The 16,963-nt window shown below is 66.1% G+C and carries 16 protein-coding genes, 1 tRNA gene and 1 pseudogene; 10 read left to right on the top strand and 8 right to left on the bottom strand.

Annotation, left to right across the window (positions count from 1 at the left end; translation table 11 throughout):
* Window positions 1-83: 83 nt before the first annotated feature.
* Window positions 84-896 (bottom strand): SDR family NAD(P)-dependent oxidoreductase, encoded by an 813-nt coding sequence (locus tag ACFVH2_RS19520; protein ID WP_378428470.1) that lies wholly within the window; start codon window positions 894-896, stop codon window positions 84-86.
* Between the two features lie 107 nt (window positions 897-1,003).
* Here ACFVH2_RS19520 and ACFVH2_RS19525 point away from each other — a divergent pair, with 107 nt between their 5' ends.
* Window positions 1,004-2,188, top strand: a complete 1,185-nt coding sequence (locus ACFVH2_RS19525) for an MFS transporter (RefSeq protein WP_378428472.1) — start codon at window positions 1,004-1,006, stop codon at window positions 2,186-2,188.
* A gap of 19 nt (window positions 2,189-2,207) precedes the next feature.
* Here the strand turns inward: ACFVH2_RS19525 and ACFVH2_RS19530 are convergent, their stop codons facing one another.
* Genes ACFVH2_RS19530 through ACFVH2_RS19540 form a run of 3 tightly spaced genes read right to left on the bottom strand, consistent with a single transcriptional unit; the run spans window position 2,208 to window position 5,402 of the window.
* Window positions 2,208-3,773 carry a CotH kinase family protein gene (locus ACFVH2_RS19530; RefSeq protein ID WP_378428474.1) on the bottom strand — a complete coding sequence of 522 codons (1,566 nt, stop codon included), beginning with the start codon at window positions 3,771-3,773 and terminating at the stop codon, window positions 2,208-2,210.
* On the bottom strand, window positions 3,773-4,450 hold the full coding sequence (locus ACFVH2_RS19535) for a DUF4956 domain-containing protein (RefSeq protein WP_378428476.1): 678 nt from the start codon (window positions 4,448-4,450) through the stop codon (window positions 3,773-3,775). The genes ACFVH2_RS19530 and ACFVH2_RS19535 overlap by 1 nt, the downstream gene beginning before the upstream one ends.
* A 46-nt stretch (window positions 4,451-4,496) precedes the next feature.
* Window positions 4,497-5,402, bottom strand: coding sequence for a polyphosphate polymerase domain-containing protein (locus tag ACFVH2_RS19540; protein WP_378428478.1), 906 nt, complete (start codon window positions 5,400-5,402; stop codon window positions 4,497-4,499).
* A gap of 217 nt (window positions 5,403-5,619) precedes the next feature.
* Between ACFVH2_RS19540 and ACFVH2_RS19545 the strand changes: the two genes are divergently transcribed.
* Window positions 5,620-5,690 (top strand) — tRNA-Cys (locus ACFVH2_RS19545).
* A gap of 220 nt (window positions 5,691-5,910) precedes the next feature.
* Here the strand turns inward: ACFVH2_RS19545 and ACFVH2_RS19550 are convergent.
* Window positions 5,911-6,159, bottom strand: a complete 249-nt coding sequence (locus ACFVH2_RS19550) for a helix-turn-helix domain-containing protein (RefSeq protein ID WP_378428479.1) — start codon at window positions 6,157-6,159, stop codon at window positions 5,911-5,913.
* 127 nt (window positions 6,160-6,286) lie between these two features.
* On the opposite strand from ACFVH2_RS19550, the gene ACFVH2_RS19555 reads away from it, so the two are divergent.
* On the top strand, window positions 6,287-6,535 hold the full coding sequence (locus tag ACFVH2_RS19555) for a hypothetical protein (RefSeq protein WP_378428481.1): 249 nt from the start codon (window positions 6,287-6,289) through the stop codon (window positions 6,533-6,535).
* Between the two features lie 308 nt (window positions 6,536-6,843).
* Here ACFVH2_RS19555 and ACFVH2_RS19560 read toward each other — a convergent pair whose 3' ends face one another.
* Together ACFVH2_RS19560 and ACFVH2_RS19565 are read right to left on the bottom strand one after the other, a co-directional pair.
* A complete protein-coding gene (locus ACFVH2_RS19560; RefSeq protein ID WP_378428483.1) occupies window positions 6,844-7,218 on the bottom strand; it encodes a hypothetical protein in 375 nt (124 codons plus the stop codon).
* A 143-nt stretch (window positions 7,219-7,361) separates the two neighbouring features.
* Window positions 7,362-8,480: a hypothetical protein gene (locus ACFVH2_RS19565; protein WP_378428498.1), complete on the bottom strand. Its 1,119-nt coding sequence runs from the start codon at window positions 8,478-8,480 to the stop codon at window positions 7,362-7,364.
* 571 nt (window positions 8,481-9,051) lie between these two features.
* On the opposite strand from ACFVH2_RS19565, the gene ACFVH2_RS19570 reads away from it, so the two are divergent.
* The 7 genes and pseudogenes from ACFVH2_RS19570 (at window position 9,052) to ACFVH2_RS19600 (ending at window position 16,139) form a co-directional block, all read left to right on the top strand.
* Window positions 9,052-9,246, top strand: coding sequence for a hypothetical protein (locus ACFVH2_RS19570; protein WP_378428485.1), 195 nt, complete (start codon window positions 9,052-9,054; stop codon window positions 9,244-9,246).
* Between the two features lie 64 nt (window positions 9,247-9,310).
* Complete coding sequence (locus ACFVH2_RS19575; protein ID WP_378428487.1) at window positions 9,311-10,243, top strand: hypothetical protein; 933 nt, start codon at window positions 9,311-9,313, stop codon at window positions 10,241-10,243.
* A gap of 451 nt (window positions 10,244-10,694) precedes the next feature.
* Complete coding sequence (locus tag ACFVH2_RS19580) at window positions 10,695-12,926, top strand: bifunctional DNA primase/polymerase (RefSeq protein WP_378428489.1); 2,232 nt, start codon at window positions 10,695-10,697, stop codon at window positions 12,924-12,926.
* A gap of 235 nt (window positions 12,927-13,161) precedes the next feature.
* Window positions 13,162-13,272 (top strand): annotated as a pseudogene (locus ACFVH2_RS19585) (hypothetical protein); the annotation flags it as partial.
* 45 nt (window positions 13,273-13,317) lie between these two features.
* A complete protein-coding gene (locus ACFVH2_RS19590; protein ID WP_378475720.1) occupies window positions 13,318-13,869 on the top strand; it encodes a hypothetical protein in 552 nt (183 codons plus the stop codon).
* A 117-nt stretch (window positions 13,870-13,986) separates the two neighbouring features.
* A complete protein-coding gene (locus ACFVH2_RS19595; RefSeq protein WP_378428491.1) occupies window positions 13,987-14,739 on the top strand; it encodes a recombinase family protein in 753 nt (250 codons plus the stop codon).
* A complete protein-coding gene (locus ACFVH2_RS19600; RefSeq protein WP_378428493.1) occupies window positions 14,739-16,139 on the top strand; it encodes a tyrosine-type recombinase/integrase in 1,401 nt (466 codons plus the stop codon). The genes ACFVH2_RS19595 and ACFVH2_RS19600 overlap by 1 nt, the downstream gene beginning before the upstream one ends.
* A gap of 17 nt (window positions 16,140-16,156) precedes the next feature.
* On the opposite strand, the gene ACFVH2_RS19605 is transcribed toward ACFVH2_RS19600, so the two are convergent.
* Window positions 16,157-16,960 (bottom strand): hypothetical protein, encoded by an 804-nt coding sequence (locus tag ACFVH2_RS19605; protein WP_378428494.1) that lies wholly within the window; start codon window positions 16,958-16,960, stop codon window positions 16,157-16,159.
* Window positions 16,961-16,963: the final 3 nt, after the last annotated feature.

Below are 16,963 nucleotides of genomic sequence, written 5' to 3' on the forward strand. Positions count from 1 at the left end.
CCATCATCCCACGAGGCGGCTCCGCCGCAGTGGTGTGGATACGGAGGTTCCGCACTCCGTATCCGCACCACTGCGCGGAGCGCCTACGCCGGCGGGAGGTGGCCGGTCAGCTTGTCGGCGCGCGCCCGCAGCAGTTCGTCGGCGCGCTCGCGGTCGGTGTAGATCCAGAACTCGCCGGCCGCCAGGCCGTCGAAGAGGGCGTCGGCGGCGGCCTCCGGGGTGACGCCGCGGTCGCGCAGGAAGTCCCGCATCCGGGCCCGTAGGGCGTCGCCCGCTTCGCCGCTGGCCTCGGCCTTGGCGTAGATGTCGGTGTGGACGGGGCCCGGCAGGAAGGCCGCGACCCGGATCGGCGCACCCGTCTCTGCGAGTTCGACTGCCAGGCACTCGGTCAGCGCCAGCGCCGCGTGCTTGCTCGCCACGTAGGCGGCCTGCGCCGGCATGGTTGTGACGGCACCGACGGACGCGGTGTTGACGATGATCGCCTCGCCGCCGTCGGCGAGCATCCGCGGGACGAACGAGCGGATGCCGTGGAAGACGCCCGACACGTTGACCGCGAGCAGTCGCTCGAAGCGGTCCGGGTCCAGCTCCCACAGTCGGCCGGTGCGCTCGATTCCGGCGTTGTTGACCAGCAACCGGACCGGGCCGAATCGGTCCGCGGTCGCGGCGGCCAGCCCGTCCACGTCGGCGGGATCGGTGACGTCGCAGCGGACCGCGAGCACGTCGGCGCCGGCGAGTTCGGCGGCGACCCGCTCGAGCCCGTCGGCGTCGAGGTCGGCGAGCACCACGCGCATTCCCAGTTCGGCGGCACGGCGCGCAACGGCCGCGCCGATGCCGGAGGCGGCGCCGGTCACCACGGCGGTGGTGCCGGCCAGGTCCTGCAGGTCGAGTGTCGTCATGCCCGCACCGTAAGGGCGACATCGTGAGCGCGGGAGTGGGGTATCCCCGTCAGCGGGAGTCGTCTGTGGTCTCCGGCTGGTGGCGAAGTACCGTTCCCGCGGAGGCTATGACTTTGACCGAACTGCAGACACCGTGGCGCCAGCACGCGCTGATCCGGGCGGTGTTCTTCCTCATGGGGGCGGAACTATTCCTCGCGTCCCCACTGCTGCCGACCATCTCCGGGGACTTCAACACCAGCATCGCCGCCACCGCGTGGGTGGTGACGGTGTTCGGCCTGTCCTATGCGGTCGCGAGCCCGCTCGTCGGTGCGCTGACCGAACACCTACCGCGGCGGCGGGTGATCCTTTCCGGCGTAACCGTTTTCGCGACCGGAGAGCTGCTGTGTGCGCTCGCCCCGGGGCTGGGCTGGTTGCTCGCGGCGCGGGTGATCGGCGGAATCGGTGGTGCGCTGGTCGGTCCGGCGATGTGGGCGTACCTGGCCGAGACCGCGGCCCCGCGCGAACGTGGCCGCGCGATCGCGGGCGGATCGGCCGCCTACGCCGGTGGGCAGATCATCGGGGTGCCGTTGGCGACGTTCGCCGCCGCCGCTTCGAGTTGGCGGTTCGCGTTCGCGGCGGTCGCGTTGGGCCTGGTGGTCGCGGGCACCCTGATCGCCCTGCGACTGCGCGAATCGGTCCGGGCGACAGGATCTCCGGGCCGGCCGCTGGCCGCGCTGCGGTCGTCCTTCGGGCTGTGGAAGGTCGGCGTGTTCCGGACGATCATGGGCGGCAACTTCTTCGTGCAGGCGGCGCGGCTGGGCACCTATGCGTACGCGGGCGCGTTGTTCGCCACCAAGTTCGGCTTCGGCACCGGGGTGCTGGGGTTGGTGGGGATGGTGGTCGGCATCGGTTCGCTGATCGGGTCGCTGCTGGCCGGTCCGCTGATCGACCGCTGGACCGCGGCCGGGCGGCACGTCTCGGAACTCAGCGTCGGCTGGGGCCTGTTGATGGCGGTCGGTCTCGGCGTCGCGACGACCGCAGGCACCTGGCAGCTCTGCCTGTCGGGCTTCGTGCTGTCCTTCTTCTCCGGAACCGCCTTCTTCGCGACCGCGCAGGTGTACCTGACGACCGTGATGGCCGAGCGCCGGGCCCCTGCGGTGTCGTGGAACAACTCCGTCCTCTACATCGGCACCGGTGCGGGCACCGCGACGCTCGGGTTCACCACCCTCGGCAGTACGGCGTTCGCCGCCTGCTCGGTGGTGTTCGCGCTGTGCGCGGCCGGCTTCAGCGCGGTGCTCGCGTTCCGTCGCTGACCGAGCGCCGGCCGGGAAGTCAGGCGACGCGCTTCTCGGTCAGCGCGGCGGTTCGCTGGTCGATCCAGGTGCGCATCGCGTCGACGCGCGACTGCAGGTCCTCGGAGGTCAGGCGGTCGCTGGTCGGGACCGTCCCCGCGAGAGTGTCGAGGAGTTCCTGGGCGCGGCCGCTGCCGTACATCTGCTCGAACAGGTCCCAGTAGGTGTTCTCGTAGAGTTCCGTGAACTTGTCCGAGCCGAGGAACCGGGCCTTCAAGGTGTTGCCACCGCGCGGTCCGCCCTGCGTGTTGCCGCTTCCGTCCGCCCGCGGGCCAGGCATCCCGGGCGGTCGCGGCCCGCCGGCTTCGCCTGTCACGCCGGGACGACCACCACCTCCGATCGACACCGTGTCCTGCGGACCCGCCGTGGTGTTGCCGGTCATCGCCAGGTTCAGATCCCACGAGATCACGGAGATCAGTCCGGACTCGAAGTCGTACCAGAGGTAGTAGTTCTGGCCGGGACCCGCCATGTCGTCGCTGTTGACGATCAGGTTCTGGGTGGCCACGTAGCGGGCGAACGACTCGACGTCCACCCACCTGCGGAGCTCGGCGTCGAACGCCTCGTCGGACGTCGAGTCCAGCCACTTCAGGAAGTTGATGATCGGCTGGAGGTTGCCGTTGTCCACCGCGTTGATCTGCTTGAACTGGTCCGAGTACGCGGACTGGTCGTTGCCGGCGTACGCGAACCGTGAATTGGCATCGGCCTTGTACAGGTAGCCGTCGGTGTCGAACAGCGCGTTGGCGTAGGCGTCGTCCGGGTGCTCGACGAGCAGGCGCGTGGCGGTCTCGCCGCCGTTGATCGAGTACGTGGTGTACGCGAATCGCTGTGTCGGCTGGTTGGTTTCGGCGGTCAGCGACAGCGCCATCGACTCGTTCAGCACCGGACTGCCCGGACGCACGGAGATCTCGGTCAGGCCCTGGTAGGCGCGGCCGTCGACGTTCTCGCCGAAACTGATCAGCAGCGGCAGCGAGGTCGGGTCGTCGGCCGACACGGACGCCATCATCTCACCCATGCCGCCCGTCCCGCCGGGGCCGAATCCCTCCGGCCGACGGCCGTTCTCGGGCGCAGCAAACCCCTGGGGCAACGGCACGCCGTCGGGGGGCTGCATACCGTCCGGCGGCGCGAATCCCTCGCCGCCGGGTTCGGTGCCGCGCACCCCCATCAGCGTGGAGTTGCCCTTCAGTCGCACGGCCACATCCGTCACCAGGGTGCTGTCGATGGTGATGTCGGCGGTCACCCACTTCTTCTCGCCGGACTTCTGGAACGAGGTGATCATGTCGCGGTACTCGGCATCGGGCATCTGCAGGGTCACCTCGTGTCCGACAGAGCTGTCGAACAGGTCCACGGTTCCGGCGATGTTGTCGGTGACCTCGGAAGCGATCACCGAGGCGTCGCCGGTGATGTACGGGCGAATCCGGGCGTTCCCGAACACGGTCGCCAAGATCGTCACGAACGCGACGAACCCCACCAGCAGTTTCCAGTGTTGACGGAGCGATACCGGAACTCGGTGGATCAGTCGGCGCCGAGGAGGCGGGCCGGTGATCATCAGATGTCCGTCTGGTCGTAGCCGGTGAGCACGGTGACCCGCTGTCCTGCGTTGACGGCGCTCAGCGCGGTGATCAGCTCGGCAGGCTTGGTTCCCTTCTTCAATTGGGCGGTGTAGTAGAGCTCGTGGAGGGCGCCGGCGCGGACGGCCTCGGACGAGACCAGCTCGAATTCGGCGCAGTGTTTGATCAGGACGTCCTCGACGAGTGCGCTGTACTCCTGCTCCGGCGGCACCTGGACCTTGACCACCTGTCGCTGGACGTCGAGCTTGAACCAGTTGAACTTGTTCATGATCAGCAGCACGAGGCAGATCGCGACGGTCGCGGCCACCGCCAGCAGGTAGAACCGGGTGCCGGTCGTCATGCCGATCGCCATCACCAGGAAGATGAACCCGACATCACGAGTTTCCTTGATGGCGTTGCGGAATCGGACCACGGACAGCGCGCCGACGAGGGCGAAGGCTCGGGCGATGTTGGAGCCGACGACCAGCATGATCAGGGAGATGATCATGCCGACCATCACGAGGGTCTGGACGTACGACTGGCTGTACGAGACGTTCTTGTGGGTGTAGCGGTAGACCCAGCCGATGATCGCGGACAGGACGAACGCCAGCGCCAGCGACACGATGATGTCGAAAGTGGAGAACGTCCCGCTCAGATCCTGAAGATCGAAATTCATGTCTGTCCTGTTTCGTGTGGGGGGTGGTTACGCGCGGCGAGCCCGGTCAGCGGGCCGCGTGGGCCGCAATGTCGAGCACGTCGGTGGGCGCGCGGTGGTCGAAGCCCGAGGGCAGCACCAGTTCGGGGGAGCCGGTCCGTGAGCGCGGCGCCAGGCCGAACGCCTCCACGGCCTGGCAGTACTTCGACACCCGGATCACCGACATGTTCATTCGGGCGGTGAGATCGGTCGCCCAGTACGGCACGCGCTCGTTCGCCTTGAGCTCGACGATCGCCAGCTTCGGCGGTATGACAAAGCGGTTCTGGGCGCCGGATGCGAAGTGGAAGTCGCGATCGCGGCCGTGCACGCGGTGGTCGATGGTGACTCGCAGACCCAGATCGGCCTCGGTTCCGACGAACGCCTCGCGCAGGTAGCCGGTGGTGACGATCGGACGAAGGTCGAGGTTGCCGACCAGTGTTGTCACCTCGTCGACGAACGGGCGCTGCGCCGGTGCGCACTCGATCTCCTGGCGGTCGTTCAGCCATCGCTGGGTGAGGCCGTAGGTGAGCGCGATCCGCCGCTTCTGGGTGACCCTGTTGACGCGCTGTTTGATCTCGATCTGCACCTCGGTGTCGTCGGTGCACTCGGCGGGTTGCCCGTACAGACGCACCCGGAGCTTGCGACGGAACTTGAGCCCTTCGATCTTCTCCCAGTAGAACCGCAGGTCGGACGTGTCGTAGTACAGCGAGGTGACCGGGTAGCCGCCGTGCGGTGAGTAGGGGTCGGTGTTCATCCGGGCGATCAGTTCGCGTCGCAGTTCCGGGACGCGCGTCTCATCGACGAAGTACTTGATCTCGTATCGATTGAAGGCGTGCAACCTGCTCGCGGTCTGCTGGTATCCGGTGGTGGCGGCCTGAGCCGGCGACGGCGGCCGTCCCGTGGGGGGATCGCGAAAGCGGTCGAGAAAGCGCATCGTGCGGTGGCTCCTTGCCCTGATCGGTGCATGAACAGGGCAAGTACAGGTGATGAACCTCGAGGGACCTTGGCTACTCCCTGTCAATCTCCTGGCAATGAAACGGTAATGAACTGTGCAAGGATTCGACCGTTCCCTCAGGGATCGCAAGGGTTCGGATCAAGGTGAGTGCAACCCTGGTCGACGGGCTCGCGGCCCGGCAGAGTGGCTCGTCGATGCGGGTGTGGCTGAGTGGTTAGGCACCGGCCTGCAAAGCCGTTCACACGGGTTCGAATCCCGTCATCCGCTCGGGCGTTGGGGCTGGCCAGCAATGGTCAGCCCCAACTCGTATTCGCAGGTGAGAGGCCCTGAATTGACGGTGCATGTGTATTGCGCGGCGGTGTGTGTGCGCCCCATGGGTGGTGCGCAACGGTGCGTGTGTACTCCAAGTGGAGGTACCACGGAGGTACCGGAGCGAGCGGGATTCGAACACCTATGCGATCCGTCTGGCGTTCCGGAAACTGACCGTCTAGTCGGAGAGAGTTAGGCCGTCCATCAAAGCGCCGGGCGTGGTCTGCAGCCCGTGTGCCAACTTGAGGATGTTCTCGATGCGGGAGCTGCGTTGGCCGCGCTCCACCTGGCCAAGGTGCGTCCAGTGCACGCCGCATTCGTCGGCGGCCTTCTCCTGGCTCCAGCCAAGCTCGTTCCGACGCGCGCGTACCCGGTCACCGAACGCACGCAATGTCGGATTCAGCGGGGGCTTCGAGGGTTCAGGCATGGCCGACCAAGCCCATATGTCCCGTGCGAAATGATCCAGAGCGGAATCATCCCATGCGTAAATATCTCAATCGCATTCGTCGTGCTAGCGTTCGCGGACTCTGGTCGAAGCCATCTGGGGAGGAAACATGACATTGCCGCCGACCAAGCGCGATTCCGGGGGCGCGCTGAACCAGCCGCCGACCGTGAAGTTTTGGCTGATCGTCTTCGGTGTGGTCGCGGCTATCGGCCTTGGTGTGGCCGTGGCCGTGGCGATCCAGGCCAGCAACGAGGACAGCAGCGAGCGTCGCGAGATCATCCAACAGAAGTGCATCAACGCGAACCCGTACAACGACCCGGCGACACTGAAGAAATGTGTGGCAGAGCACGGACTCTGATCTGCTCGAACACATCGAACGCCCCGTCTCGCACGTATGAGGCGGGGCGTTCGCGCGCGGACTTTCGGTCCACTTCCGCACTCACCGGGGCGACAAGTCGATCCCTGGTGTTGCGGCTCGCCGACTGCCAGAACAAGTTCACGTCCAGTCGGCTTTGGTGACCCGGCGGTGCGGGGGCGAACCGCCGGGACGGCTGCCGGGTGCCCTGGCGCGGTGCGCCCGGTGGGCTATCCCGGGTGGTTGGCTGTCGCCGGGGCGGGCTTGAACCCGCGCGGTGGGTACTTGCCCGCCCCGGTTGTGGTCAACGGCTAGCGGCGTAGCTTCGTGCCTGCGCTGGTCTTGCGACCTGGCGCTGTTGGCCGGATTGCGGGCTTCCGGCTCACGCCGACAATCCCCTTCACCAAGACTTCCCGACCGCCGGGGGCCTGGTACCGAGCGCCGATCTTGGCCCCGGTCCACTTGCCGTCCTTGGTTGTCCCGATGAACGACTCCCGCGGGATCGAGCCGGCGACCAGCCGCTTCCGCGCGGTCTTGCTCCCCAACAGCCCGCCCACGGCGGCACCCGCAGCGGCACCGGCCAACGGACCACCGGCGGTCTCCGCGAAGCGGCCGAGCGCATCGCGCTTGTACGACTTGCGGCGGGCCATCAGGAACCCTCCCCGTCCGTGAGAGCGGGTGGGCATAAAGGCGAGTACATCCCGCCTTGGCTCGGCGGTGCACCTTTCAGGCTGGGCGGGGTCAGGCCATAGCCCCATGAGTACTCGCTCACGCCGACGGGGTCGGTGTGGCGCTTGCCAGTGAACTGCGAATGGTCAGCCATCGCACATCACCACTTCAGCGATGGCGCGGTGTACGTGGACCCGGTCGTCACCTGGAGCACGGCAGCCGCGCCCCGATGCCGAACCCCGGTGCCAAAGCCCCTCGCGAAGAACGAATCCTGCAAGGGGTACCGCTGGTCACGCCCGGGGATGACGCGGAGGCCGCGGTAGGACTCGTTCATATGCTCGCGGAAGGCGACAGGGTTCGTGTCGCTGTTCGGTCCGCCGCTGGCGACGACCGCGATGTAGCCCAACGGCACGAACTGCGATTCGATGAGCCACGCCGGACCGTACGAGCCGGCGACCGGCAGATCGTTGTAGGTGCCGGGTGCCACCTGGCCGACGATGTTGTCGTCGGTGAGGTATGCCGGGGCGCTGGCCGATGGTATGAAGTCGTACTTGGGCAGCGGCCCGCCGGGGCGAGACTCCACGCCGCGCTTCCACATCTGGATCTGTTCACCCTCGGTGGGATTGGCGAGGATGAGGAGCTGGCTCCCGCGCTGTCGTCCGTAGCCCTTGCCTGTGACGGCGCGGATCAGGTCCTCCACGTCGGCGCTGTCGAGCTGTGCGGCACCGCTGGCGAGGTAGTGGCTGACCGTCGACGGGAACTCCTTGCCCAGGTAGGGCGGCGGGGTCAGCCCATCGCTGCCCGTCCAGAGGCCGAACACCCGGTGCCCGTGCTCGTTGTGCCGCTCCTCCGGGTTGAACAACCGGTCCAGAATCGTTGTGGTGGTGAGCTTGTTGTCAGCTTCCAGGATTCGGGTGATCACCGAGCGGGCCTGTTCGGCGGTCGCGTCGCGCAGGAACTTCCAGGTGAACCGCGAGGCCTTGTCGTAGTCGGTGAAGTCGTATCCGAGCAGCAGCGCGTCAGCGGCCTCACGGATGCCGGTGGGCTCGCCGTACTCCGAGGCGACGTCGAAGCTCTCCGACCCGATGGACTGCGGCACCGCATCCGCAATGGCGGTGGTGGGGTAGCTCAGCAGCGAGGTCAGCCGGGAGCGCTCGGCGTTGAACAGATTCAGGACCTCGGCGACCTCACCCCAGATGGTGTTGAGGTCCACGCCGTCGGAGGTCTGGTTGACGAGGATGCCGCCCTCGTCGTTGTAGCCGGAGTCGCCGCCCGAGATCGGCGCGAGGAACGGGTCGGCGGGCGACGTGCGGTTGGGTCCGGTGCTGTAGTTCTCCGGCTTCTGGAACGGCGGACGCGAGAACAGGGGGCGGGTGGTAGTCACAGGATTCTCCATTTCGGATCGAGGCGAAGGAATGTGGACCATCCGTAACGTCTGCTCGGATGGGTTGGCCTCGGGCCGAACGGGTTCAACACTCACGGCGACTGCCTGCGGGTGTTGAGGTGTGCTCTGCATCAATGGTACGGCATGAAACATGTTGTGTTCTAAGGGTTGTGAAGGGTTCCGCAGCGTTGCTTGCGGGTGCGCAGCGTTGCGTGTATAAATGTGGCGCACTGCCCCGAGCCGCGGGGCGGGCCTACTGCACCCCAGCAGTCAACCGGAATGGAATCTCACCCATCAGTGGTGTGTCCAGGTGTTGGCTGCTTCTTTCATTTCTGGGCACGCCTCTCGTTCGAGAGAAGGCGAAGTGAGTAGGACTCACACAAGTAGCGGAGTTCCGGTATCCGCGATCTCCGATGGCGACGAACTGCTGCGTCAACTCGGCTACGACCCGCTTAGCGTCCCGGACATGTCCGAAGCCGAAGTCTACGAGTTCATGCGGGGGCTCAACACCCACATCACCCGTAATTCAGTTCGACATGCTGTCCTGCGCAAGGAATTACGCGGGGTGCGTAAGGGAAAGAAGTTCCTGTACAGCAAGCGCGAAGCCATCCGTTGGATGCAGACTGACGACCGCCGCGATGGTGGTGACGCAGATGTGTGAGGATGACGCCCATCTGGCGCGGTATGCGTCCGAGTTCCACGGAGGGAACCGAGACGCTGCGCGAATGGCGTTGGAAGAGCTGAGGCCCGGGCTGACAGCGAAATACGCTGCACTCCAACGCGACCTGCACTTTCCAGAGCCTGACGTGTTCGACGGGGCGGACCGTCTGGTCGATGCGATAGTTCGCTACGACTACAGCCCGGCCTACGCGGATCACCCGTGGGTGGGGCCTTGGGTGCGGGACGTACTCCTCGATCTTAGGAGCGACCTTGGCTGGTGCCAACGCTCCTTTAGTCAAACCCACACGTACGAAGAGCCGTTCCTAATCGGGATGGATGACGACGGCCTATCTCGGGGCGAGTACAGCGAGAGTGGGAACGCCTTCAACGCGAAGATCGAACGGCCCGGGCTCGACTGGTGGGAGGAGTACGTAACCACACCCGAGGGAGAGCACGTCCACGTTCCCGCTCCTCCGTATACTCGAAGTGGTGTCCGCGGGGTCGGCGAGTGCTGGGTACCGATGCAGCCTGACATCGACGAGAAGTTCCAGCATCGGGCTGACGAGGTCGCGCGTGGAGATATCGCCACGCCCTACCTGTTGTGGTGGACCCTCGACGCCCTCGACTTTGAGAGCGGATTCCCCGTCGACGAGGGCGATTTTGGTATCTCTGCTCGGCGAACGTCGATGGAGCACTACCCGATAACTCTGTGTGAGACCCCGGAGCTCAAGGCCCGGGCGGTGGTCCGCGAAGTGATTGCACTCGACATCTCGGTCTCGTGTGATCGCTGCTGGCACGAGCGATTCGGGAAGGTTTCCGGGAAGAAGCGCCGTGCGATGCTCGCCACGATTGATCAGAACGCGCTGGATGAGCGGTGTTCGGTGTTGCTTGTGTCGGCGGGGATGGCGCAGGTGATGGCGGTGCTCTGTCCCTCGTGTCGGAAGCGCACCGAGCGCGAGGGCACTGGGCTGCTCTTTCTGGAGGTGTCCTGTGCCTGAGAATCTGTTGTGGCTCATGGCGATACTGCTGCTAGTCCGACATGAGGTGCTCGTCAGACTGGCCGCCCACGCTGCGAATGCTTCCCCGGGAACGAGAAAGCCGCCGGTGCCTGTGAACGCGAGCCGGCGACTTTCCCTGCGAAGGGGCGGTGCGCCCTCGCAGATCACTAGGTGATCCGCTGTTCGGCCTACCAGGATCACGCGACGACCTTGGTGGGCTGAACTCTCCCAAAATCATTGTTCTGCAAAATGATTCGAGATCCACGCTCGGATCATTCAATCAAGAAGGCCGACCATGCCTCACAGTACCGCAGTATCCGGGCGACCGGCCCGGCGTCGTCCTCCAGTTACTCGCTACTCCACCGAATGCGCTCCTCTTCCCGGCGGCGGAGCCGCAGTCCGATTCGTGCCCCGTGTGGCGGGACTGCGTGTACCGCCCGAAATCGACGCGATGACGCCGCTCGATGCCGCGCTGACCTACGCCAAGGCGGGTTGGTACGTGCTGCCGACCGCGCCCACCGACGTGAAGAACCCCGGCAGCGTGGTCGGGCGAGGCTGGCACACGAAGTCCACCCGTGACCCGGAACAGATCCGCGCCTGGTGGAAGGGATATCCCAACCGGGGGATCGCCCTGCACTCGGGCCGGTCGGGTGCGGTCGTGTTCGACCTGGACATTGACGACCTGGATGAGTTGTCCGAGAAGTACCGAACCGCCCTGGCATCGGGGCTTGTCCAGCACACTCGCACTATCGGCGACCGGGGCCACTACGTGTTCACCGTGAAGCCGGGCGAGGAGTTCGGCAACGGGGCGGGCGCGTTCCGTGTATGGGGCGAGGTGCGCGGCAAGAACGGCGTCATCATCGCCTCGCCCACAGTGCATCCCACGACAGGCGGCCGGTATCACTGGGACGGTGGTGGGGAAGTCCCTTCCTTGCCGGACGTGCTGCGGCAGTGCCTCAGTTCGGCAGGTGACGAGGCCGAGCCGCTCACCCGCGAGCAACTGGCCACGTTTTACTCCGAATACGCCAGCACAGACCGCCCGAAGGCGCTCGACGGCGTGCTGACCATGTACACGAATGCGGTCAGTGCGGGCGGGTCACGGCATGAGGCGCTGGTCAACGCTCTGCCGATGGCATTCCGTGAGGCCGTGGCCGGGTTTTACCCTGCGCAGCTCGCCGCAGACCGGTTGTGCGAGGCGTTCGTGCAGTCCTTCGAGGGCGAGGTCGTTGGTCGTCGCTCGCCGGCCCCGAACGAGTTCGCACGGATCGCCGAATGGGCTGCCGCACAAGCACTCCTCGCTGACCCGGAGGAGACGGTGGCCCGTGCGAACCGAGACGACCCCGCCGAGGCGGTGATCGACGACGAGGCGTTCTGGACCGCACGAGACAGCCTGTCTCGGCTGCGTCAGTTCGCACGGGCGCGGCGGGTTGGCCCGTGGTCGATGCTGGGCGCGGTGTTGGCCCGCGTACAGGCGGTGGTGCCGCCGTCTGTCGTGTTCCCGCCGACGGTGGGTAGTCACGCCAGCCTGAACCTGTTTGTCGCGTTGGTGGCGAAGTCGGGCGAGGGCAAGGGCGCTTCCGAGAGCGCCGCCGCTGATGCCGTGATCACCACGCCCGACGTGTACGTGGCTACTCCGGGCAGCGGCGAGGGAATCCCGAAGCAGTACGCGCACAAGTCCGGCGGGAAGCAGGTGAACCTCCGCAACTCGGTGATGTTCTCGGTGCCAGAGATCGACACGCTGACGGCCCTCGGCAGCCGTAGCAGCGCCACGCTGTTGCCCGAGCTGCGCAAGGCGTGGATGGGCGAGCGGCTGGGCTTCGGCTATGCGGACCCGACCAAGGCGGTGCCGATCATGGACCACCGGTACCGGATGACGATGGTGGTCGGTGTGCAGCCGGGGCGGTCGCGGGCGTTGCTGGACGACGCCGATGGAGGGACCCCGCAGCGGTTCGTCTGGCTGCCGACCACCGACGAGACCGCTCCCGACGTCGCGCCCGAGGAGCCGGCTCCGTTGGAGCTGTCCGCATGGCCGCGTGGGGTGCTGGTCACCACAGCGTCGACCACGCAGACCGATGTGGACGCGACCGAAGATGGAGCGCGGGTCTCCTTCGCGATTGAATCGCTTGCACTCGAACAGAACCCCGATAAGTCGGCATTGCAGGTGCTCGACATCCCCGACAAGGCCGCCGAGCTGATCCACGGCACGCAGCTCGCCAAGCTGCGCGGCGAGGCCGAGGCGGGGTTGGACGGGCACGCCATCCTCGCCCGGTTGAAGGTGGCCGGTGCGCTGATGGTGCTGGACGGCCGCACGGTGGCCGTCGATGCCGCCGACTGGGACCTGGCCGGTGTGGTGATGGCCATCAGTGACCGCACCCGCGCTCGTATGCAGCGGACCGTGACTGCGCAGGCCCGCGAGCTGAACGTGAGCCGGGGCCGGGACGAGGGGTTGCGGGCGGTGGCCGCCGAGGACGCCAAGGCGGGCGAGCGGATGCAACGAGTAATGACGCTGATCCGCGAGCACCTGAAGGCCCACGGCGAGATGTCCCGAAAGTCGGGGAAGGGGCGGCTCCGCGCGGACCTGCGCAGTCACTACGACGACGCCGTGGACCGGCTCGTGGCGGCTGGGGTCGTCGAGAAGAAGGAGGGCGCACAGGGCAGCTACCGCGTCGCCCTGGGGGATTGACGGGCGGTGCGCGCGGTGCCGCCTGAGGGGGTACGGGGTGTACGCGGTACACCCCCAGCCGCCAAAAGTGGGCCGTGGGCAACCGCAAAAGCCCAGGTAGAAGAAGAAAGTACCAATCGCGGGTATAGGGCTGAAGCCGGAGGGGGGAGTACGTGTACCCCCCCGTACACCCCCTCGGCGTCGGGTGCCGCGCAGAACCAAGAAGTTATCGAGCACAACAGGATTGGAGAAGGTCATGACGACGAAGTACGACCGCAACCCGGAGCGAGTGACGTGCAGTGCTCGACGGAAGAGCGGGACCCCATGCAACAACGCACCCGTTGCAGGAGCGACGGTGTGCCGGATGCACGGCGGGAGCGCTCCCCAGGTGAAGCGAGCAGCTCGTGCCCGGTTGGAGAACGCCGCCGACCGCATGGCCGAGCGCCTGCTGCGGATGGCCGCCGATGACGACGTGGCCGACAGTGTGAAGCTGGCCGCGATCAAGGACGCCCTGGACCGCGCGGGCCTCGGTGCCAAGACTGCGGTGGAGGTCGAGGTCGGGCCGACCAAGGCGTACGAGAACCTCATGACCGATCTGCTGGCCGGTGGCACCCGCGCCGAGTCCCGCGCACGTCGGGGAATCGTCGACGAGCCGCTGGATACGGAGGTGATCGAGGAGCTGGACGAGGCCACCGGCACCGGGTGGCAGGTAGGCGCACCCACGTACCCCTGTTTAGACACGGCTGAGTATCGCCAGGCCGAGCCCACACCCGCCCACCCGCACACGGGCGTGCCCGGAACCGCTCAACGACGCACAGCCGATCTGAGCGGTACTCCCATCGTGAACCTCGATGGCACCCCAATCGCCGGCGACGACACGACTCGGGGCCTCTCCACGATGGAGGACGCCCTGGCTGAGCTGAGTCGCACCGGCGGAGTGCAACGCAAGCGAAAGCGACAGTGAGACAGGCGTATTCGAGATGTAGTGGCTGTTCAGGGTGCCGCTAAACCTGTAGTTTTGGCGGCACCCCAGGCCGCGCCAGTTGGTGGCGATGGAACGAACAGTCAAGGGAGACAACGAATGACGACCGAGAGGCTACGGCTCGTCGCCTACCTGCGAGTGAGCACGATCGAGCAGGCCAAGCACGGATACGGGCTGGACTCGCAGCGTGCGGCTATCAAGGCAGCAGCGAAGTCGATGGACGCGCGCATCGTCAGCTGGACTGTCGACGAGGGCCTCAGCGGTGCGCTGCCAGCAACAGACCGCCCCGGCCTCACTGAAGCGCTGACTGCGATGCGTCTTGGCGAGGCAGACGGCCTGATCGTGCGTGACCTAGACCGGCTCGCCCGCGCGGTCACTGTGCAAGAGGCGGTGCTCGCCGAGGTGTGGCGCAAGAGCGACGCCAGCGTCTACACGTCAGTGCCCGCGCAGGAAGTCCAACGCGACGACCCTGACGACCCCATGCGAACCGCGATGCGCGAGATGGCCGCAGTGTTCGCAGGTCTTGAGCGCCGCATGACGGCGAAGCGACTGAGGGACGGCCGCAGGGCCAAGGCTGACCAAGGCGGACACGCCAACGGCCGCGCTCCGTACGGCTGGCGTTCCGCTCCAAGGACGGCCACCAACCCTCACGGCGCGTTGGTCGAAGTGCCAGCCGAGCAAGCAGCGCTGTCGAGGATGCTCGCCTTGGCATCCCTGGGGTGCAGCACCCGTGAGATTGCCTCGGTTCTCGACAGCGAAGGGCACCCCACCAAACGCGGAGGCAAGTGGTCGAGCCCCACGGTTGCTCGCATCCTCAGCCGCGCGACGAACCCGAGAGTGAGGAGTGCCTGATGGCACACGTGCAGAAGCGCACCACCAAGGACGGTGCCGTCCGCTACGTGGTCAAGTACCGCACTCCCGACGGACAGGGTCGCAGTAAGGGCGGGTTCGCCACGAAGAAGGCCGCGGAGGACTACGCCACCGAAGTCGACTTCAACCAGAACCGCGGGACCACCTTCGACCCCAAGGCAGGCGCGGTGACCTTCCGGCAGGCCGCGGGGGAGTGGTTGGCGTCCCGCCTGGACCTGAAGCCCCGCACGTTGCAGGGCTACGCCTACATCCTCAACGAGGGTGCCGACCTCGACGTCACGTTCGGCGGCTACCCTCTCAACAAGATCACTCGGGTCCGCGTTGCTGAGTGGATCGCTCGCCGTGTGCGGGAAGGCAAGCGCCCCAGCACGATCAGGCATCAGTACTTCATCCTGAAGCAGGTGCTCGACCAGGCGATTGCAGACGCTCGGCTGACCGACAACCCGTGCGATCACGTCAAGCTGCCGACCGACCGCACAGCGTCGGTGGTGTCCACAGTGAGCGACGGGGCAGTGGACCCGGCCCAGTTCCTGACGGCCACGCAGGTGCAGGCGCTCGTCCACACGACGCCCTGGCCTTACAACGTGCTGGTCCACTTGGCGGCGTGGTCGGGTCTGCGTGCGGCCGAGCTGGCTGGCCTGCAGATTGGCGACCTGGAACTCCCGCCCGAGCACGCGCCCACGGCTCCCGGCGCGGTGAGTGTGCAGCGCACGGTGCTGGTGAAGTACGGCCCGTTGGCCTCCCCGGCTGCGCGTGTGCCGGGTCGTCGAACGGGTGAAGCCAAACCCGAGATCGTTTACGACACCCCGAAGACCAAGGGGAGCCGGCGGAAGGTGCCGCTGACCCCCGCCACTGTCGCGGTGCTGAGGGACTACCTGGCGGTGCACCCCCGCACGGATGAGCTCGGCGCCCCGTTGTTCCCGGCGTGCAGCCTCAAGCCGCAGAAGCCCACCGGCAAGCGGGCACCGATACATGAGCACGGCCCGCGAACGGGGGAGCGGATGACCCCAGCCGAGCAGTCCGCACGGGTCTCCGTCGAGGAGGCTGAGGCACGGCTACTGCTGGACTGGGTAACACCTGTGGTCCACAGGAACTTCTATGGCGCGGTGTACCGGCCAGCGGTGCACCGGGCCAGCCTGGCTCGCGCAGGCCTCCCCGACGATTTCCGATTCCACAGCTTGCGGCACACCTACGCCAGCCTGTGCATCGCGGCGGGCATCCAGCCGTTCGTGCTCTCCAAGTTCATGGGGCACGCCAATACCAACGTCACCCTTGGGGTGTACGCGCACCTGTTCCAGAACGACCACGCCGACGCGATGGCTGCGCTCGGAGCGCTCGGTACATCCCGGCCAGCCAATGTGGTGCCGATGCGAGCGAGTTAGGAGCTGTGCCGTAGAAACTACGCGTCGGAGTCTGTCGAAGACAAGAGCTGCAAATCGAGGGCGAGTTTCAATTTTGCTGCTCGGTCCCACTCATCCTCGTGGAGGCCGTGATACGGCAAGTTGCGGCGCTCACGCAACGGAATGACACGTTGGAATCCGAAGTTTATGCCGAGCTCAGTCGCGCTATCCCACCAGAAGATCGCACCGACTGGTCCATCCTGTACCTCGGCGCAGAATGCTACAAGAGGCCCATTGTCGGGAGAATCCGGGTTGTGCATGCGGTTTGCGCATGGGTAATGACCGCTCGAGCCGGTTCGCTTGAACTGATCGAAGTTGGAGAAATCCTTATAGATCACCAGGGTTGCATTAGGCATGATGGGTGCACCATTCATGAAGTCCACGATCTGCGCAGGAACATCGAATCCAATCTCTGCGATCCGGCACGCGATATTCTTCATGTAGTACCGCGCAAGCTTCTTGGAACCGAATGAATCCCCGTTAAATATCTCCGTCATGTCGAGCTGCTGCCGAGATCGGAAGTATTCGGGATCGTCCCGGATCTTTTGAACAAAGTGATCGTAGGCATTGTCGAAGGGCTTGCTTCGTGTGTTATTGCATTCGCGACACATTACCTTCGGGAAGAGAATCGCCTTCGCGCCAGGGCCCTTCAGTTTCGCTGGGCGGCGGTCGCCGCCCCCAAGGAACAGGTGGTCGGAGTCTATGAACATCTTCCTGAGCTCCGAGGCCTTAACTCGGTGCTCGCGTGAATCCGCAATCCCGCCGCACCACCAACATAAGGGATGGGACGAATCTGAAGTCATGAA

It is taken from the genome of Rhodococcus sp. NPDC127527 (assembly GCF_042672245.1).
Taxonomy (GTDB): Bacteria; Actinomycetota; Actinomycetes; order Mycobacteriales; family Mycobacteriaceae; genus Rhodococcus_G.

Coding starts and splice junctions, on each gene's coding strand:
- ACFVH2_RS19520 (WP_378428470.1), bottom strand. CDS start 896: ATGACGACACTCGACCTGCAGGACCTGGCCGGCACCACCGCCGTGGTG.
- ACFVH2_RS19525 (WP_378428472.1), top strand. CDS start 1,004: ATGACTTTGACCGAACTGCAGACACCGTGGCGCCAGCACGCGCTGATC.
- ACFVH2_RS19530 (WP_378428474.1), bottom strand. CDS start 3,773: ATGATCACCGGCCCGCCTCCTCGGCGCCGACTGATCCACCGAGTTCCG.
- ACFVH2_RS19535 (WP_378428476.1), bottom strand. CDS start 4,450: ATGAATTTCGATCTTCAGGATCTGAGCGGGACGTTCTCCACTTTCGAC.
- ACFVH2_RS19540 (WP_378428478.1), bottom strand. CDS start 5,402: ATGCGCTTTCTCGACCGCTTTCGCGATCCCCCCACGGGACGGCCGCCG.
- ACFVH2_RS19550 (WP_378428479.1), bottom strand. CDS start 6,159: ATGCCTGAACCCTCGAAGCCCCCGCTGAATCCGACATTGCGTGCGTTC.
- ACFVH2_RS19555 (WP_378428481.1), top strand. CDS start 6,287: ATGACATTGCCGCCGACCAAGCGCGATTCCGGGGGCGCGCTGAACCAG.
- ACFVH2_RS19560 (WP_378428483.1), bottom strand. CDS start 7,218: ATGCCCACCCGCTCTCACGGACGGGGAGGGTTCCTGATGGCCCGCCGC.
- ACFVH2_RS19570 (WP_378428485.1), top strand. CDS start 9,052: ATGTCCGAAGCCGAAGTCTACGAGTTCATGCGGGGGCTCAACACCCAC.
- ACFVH2_RS19575 (WP_378428487.1), top strand. CDS start 9,311: ATGGCGTTGGAAGAGCTGAGGCCCGGGCTGACAGCGAAATACGCTGCA.
- ACFVH2_RS19580 (WP_378428489.1), top strand. CDS start 10,695: ATGACGCCGCTCGATGCCGCGCTGACCTACGCCAAGGCGGGTTGGTAC.
- ACFVH2_RS19595 (WP_378428491.1), top strand. CDS start 13,987: ATGACGACCGAGAGGCTACGGCTCGTCGCCTACCTGCGAGTGAGCACG.
- ACFVH2_RS19600 (WP_378428493.1), top strand. CDS start 14,739: ATGGCACACGTGCAGAAGCGCACCACCAAGGACGGTGCCGTCCGCTAC.
- ACFVH2_RS19605 (WP_378428494.1), bottom strand. CDS start 16,960: ATGACTTCAGATTCGTCCCATCCCTTATGTTGGTGGTGCGGCGGGATT.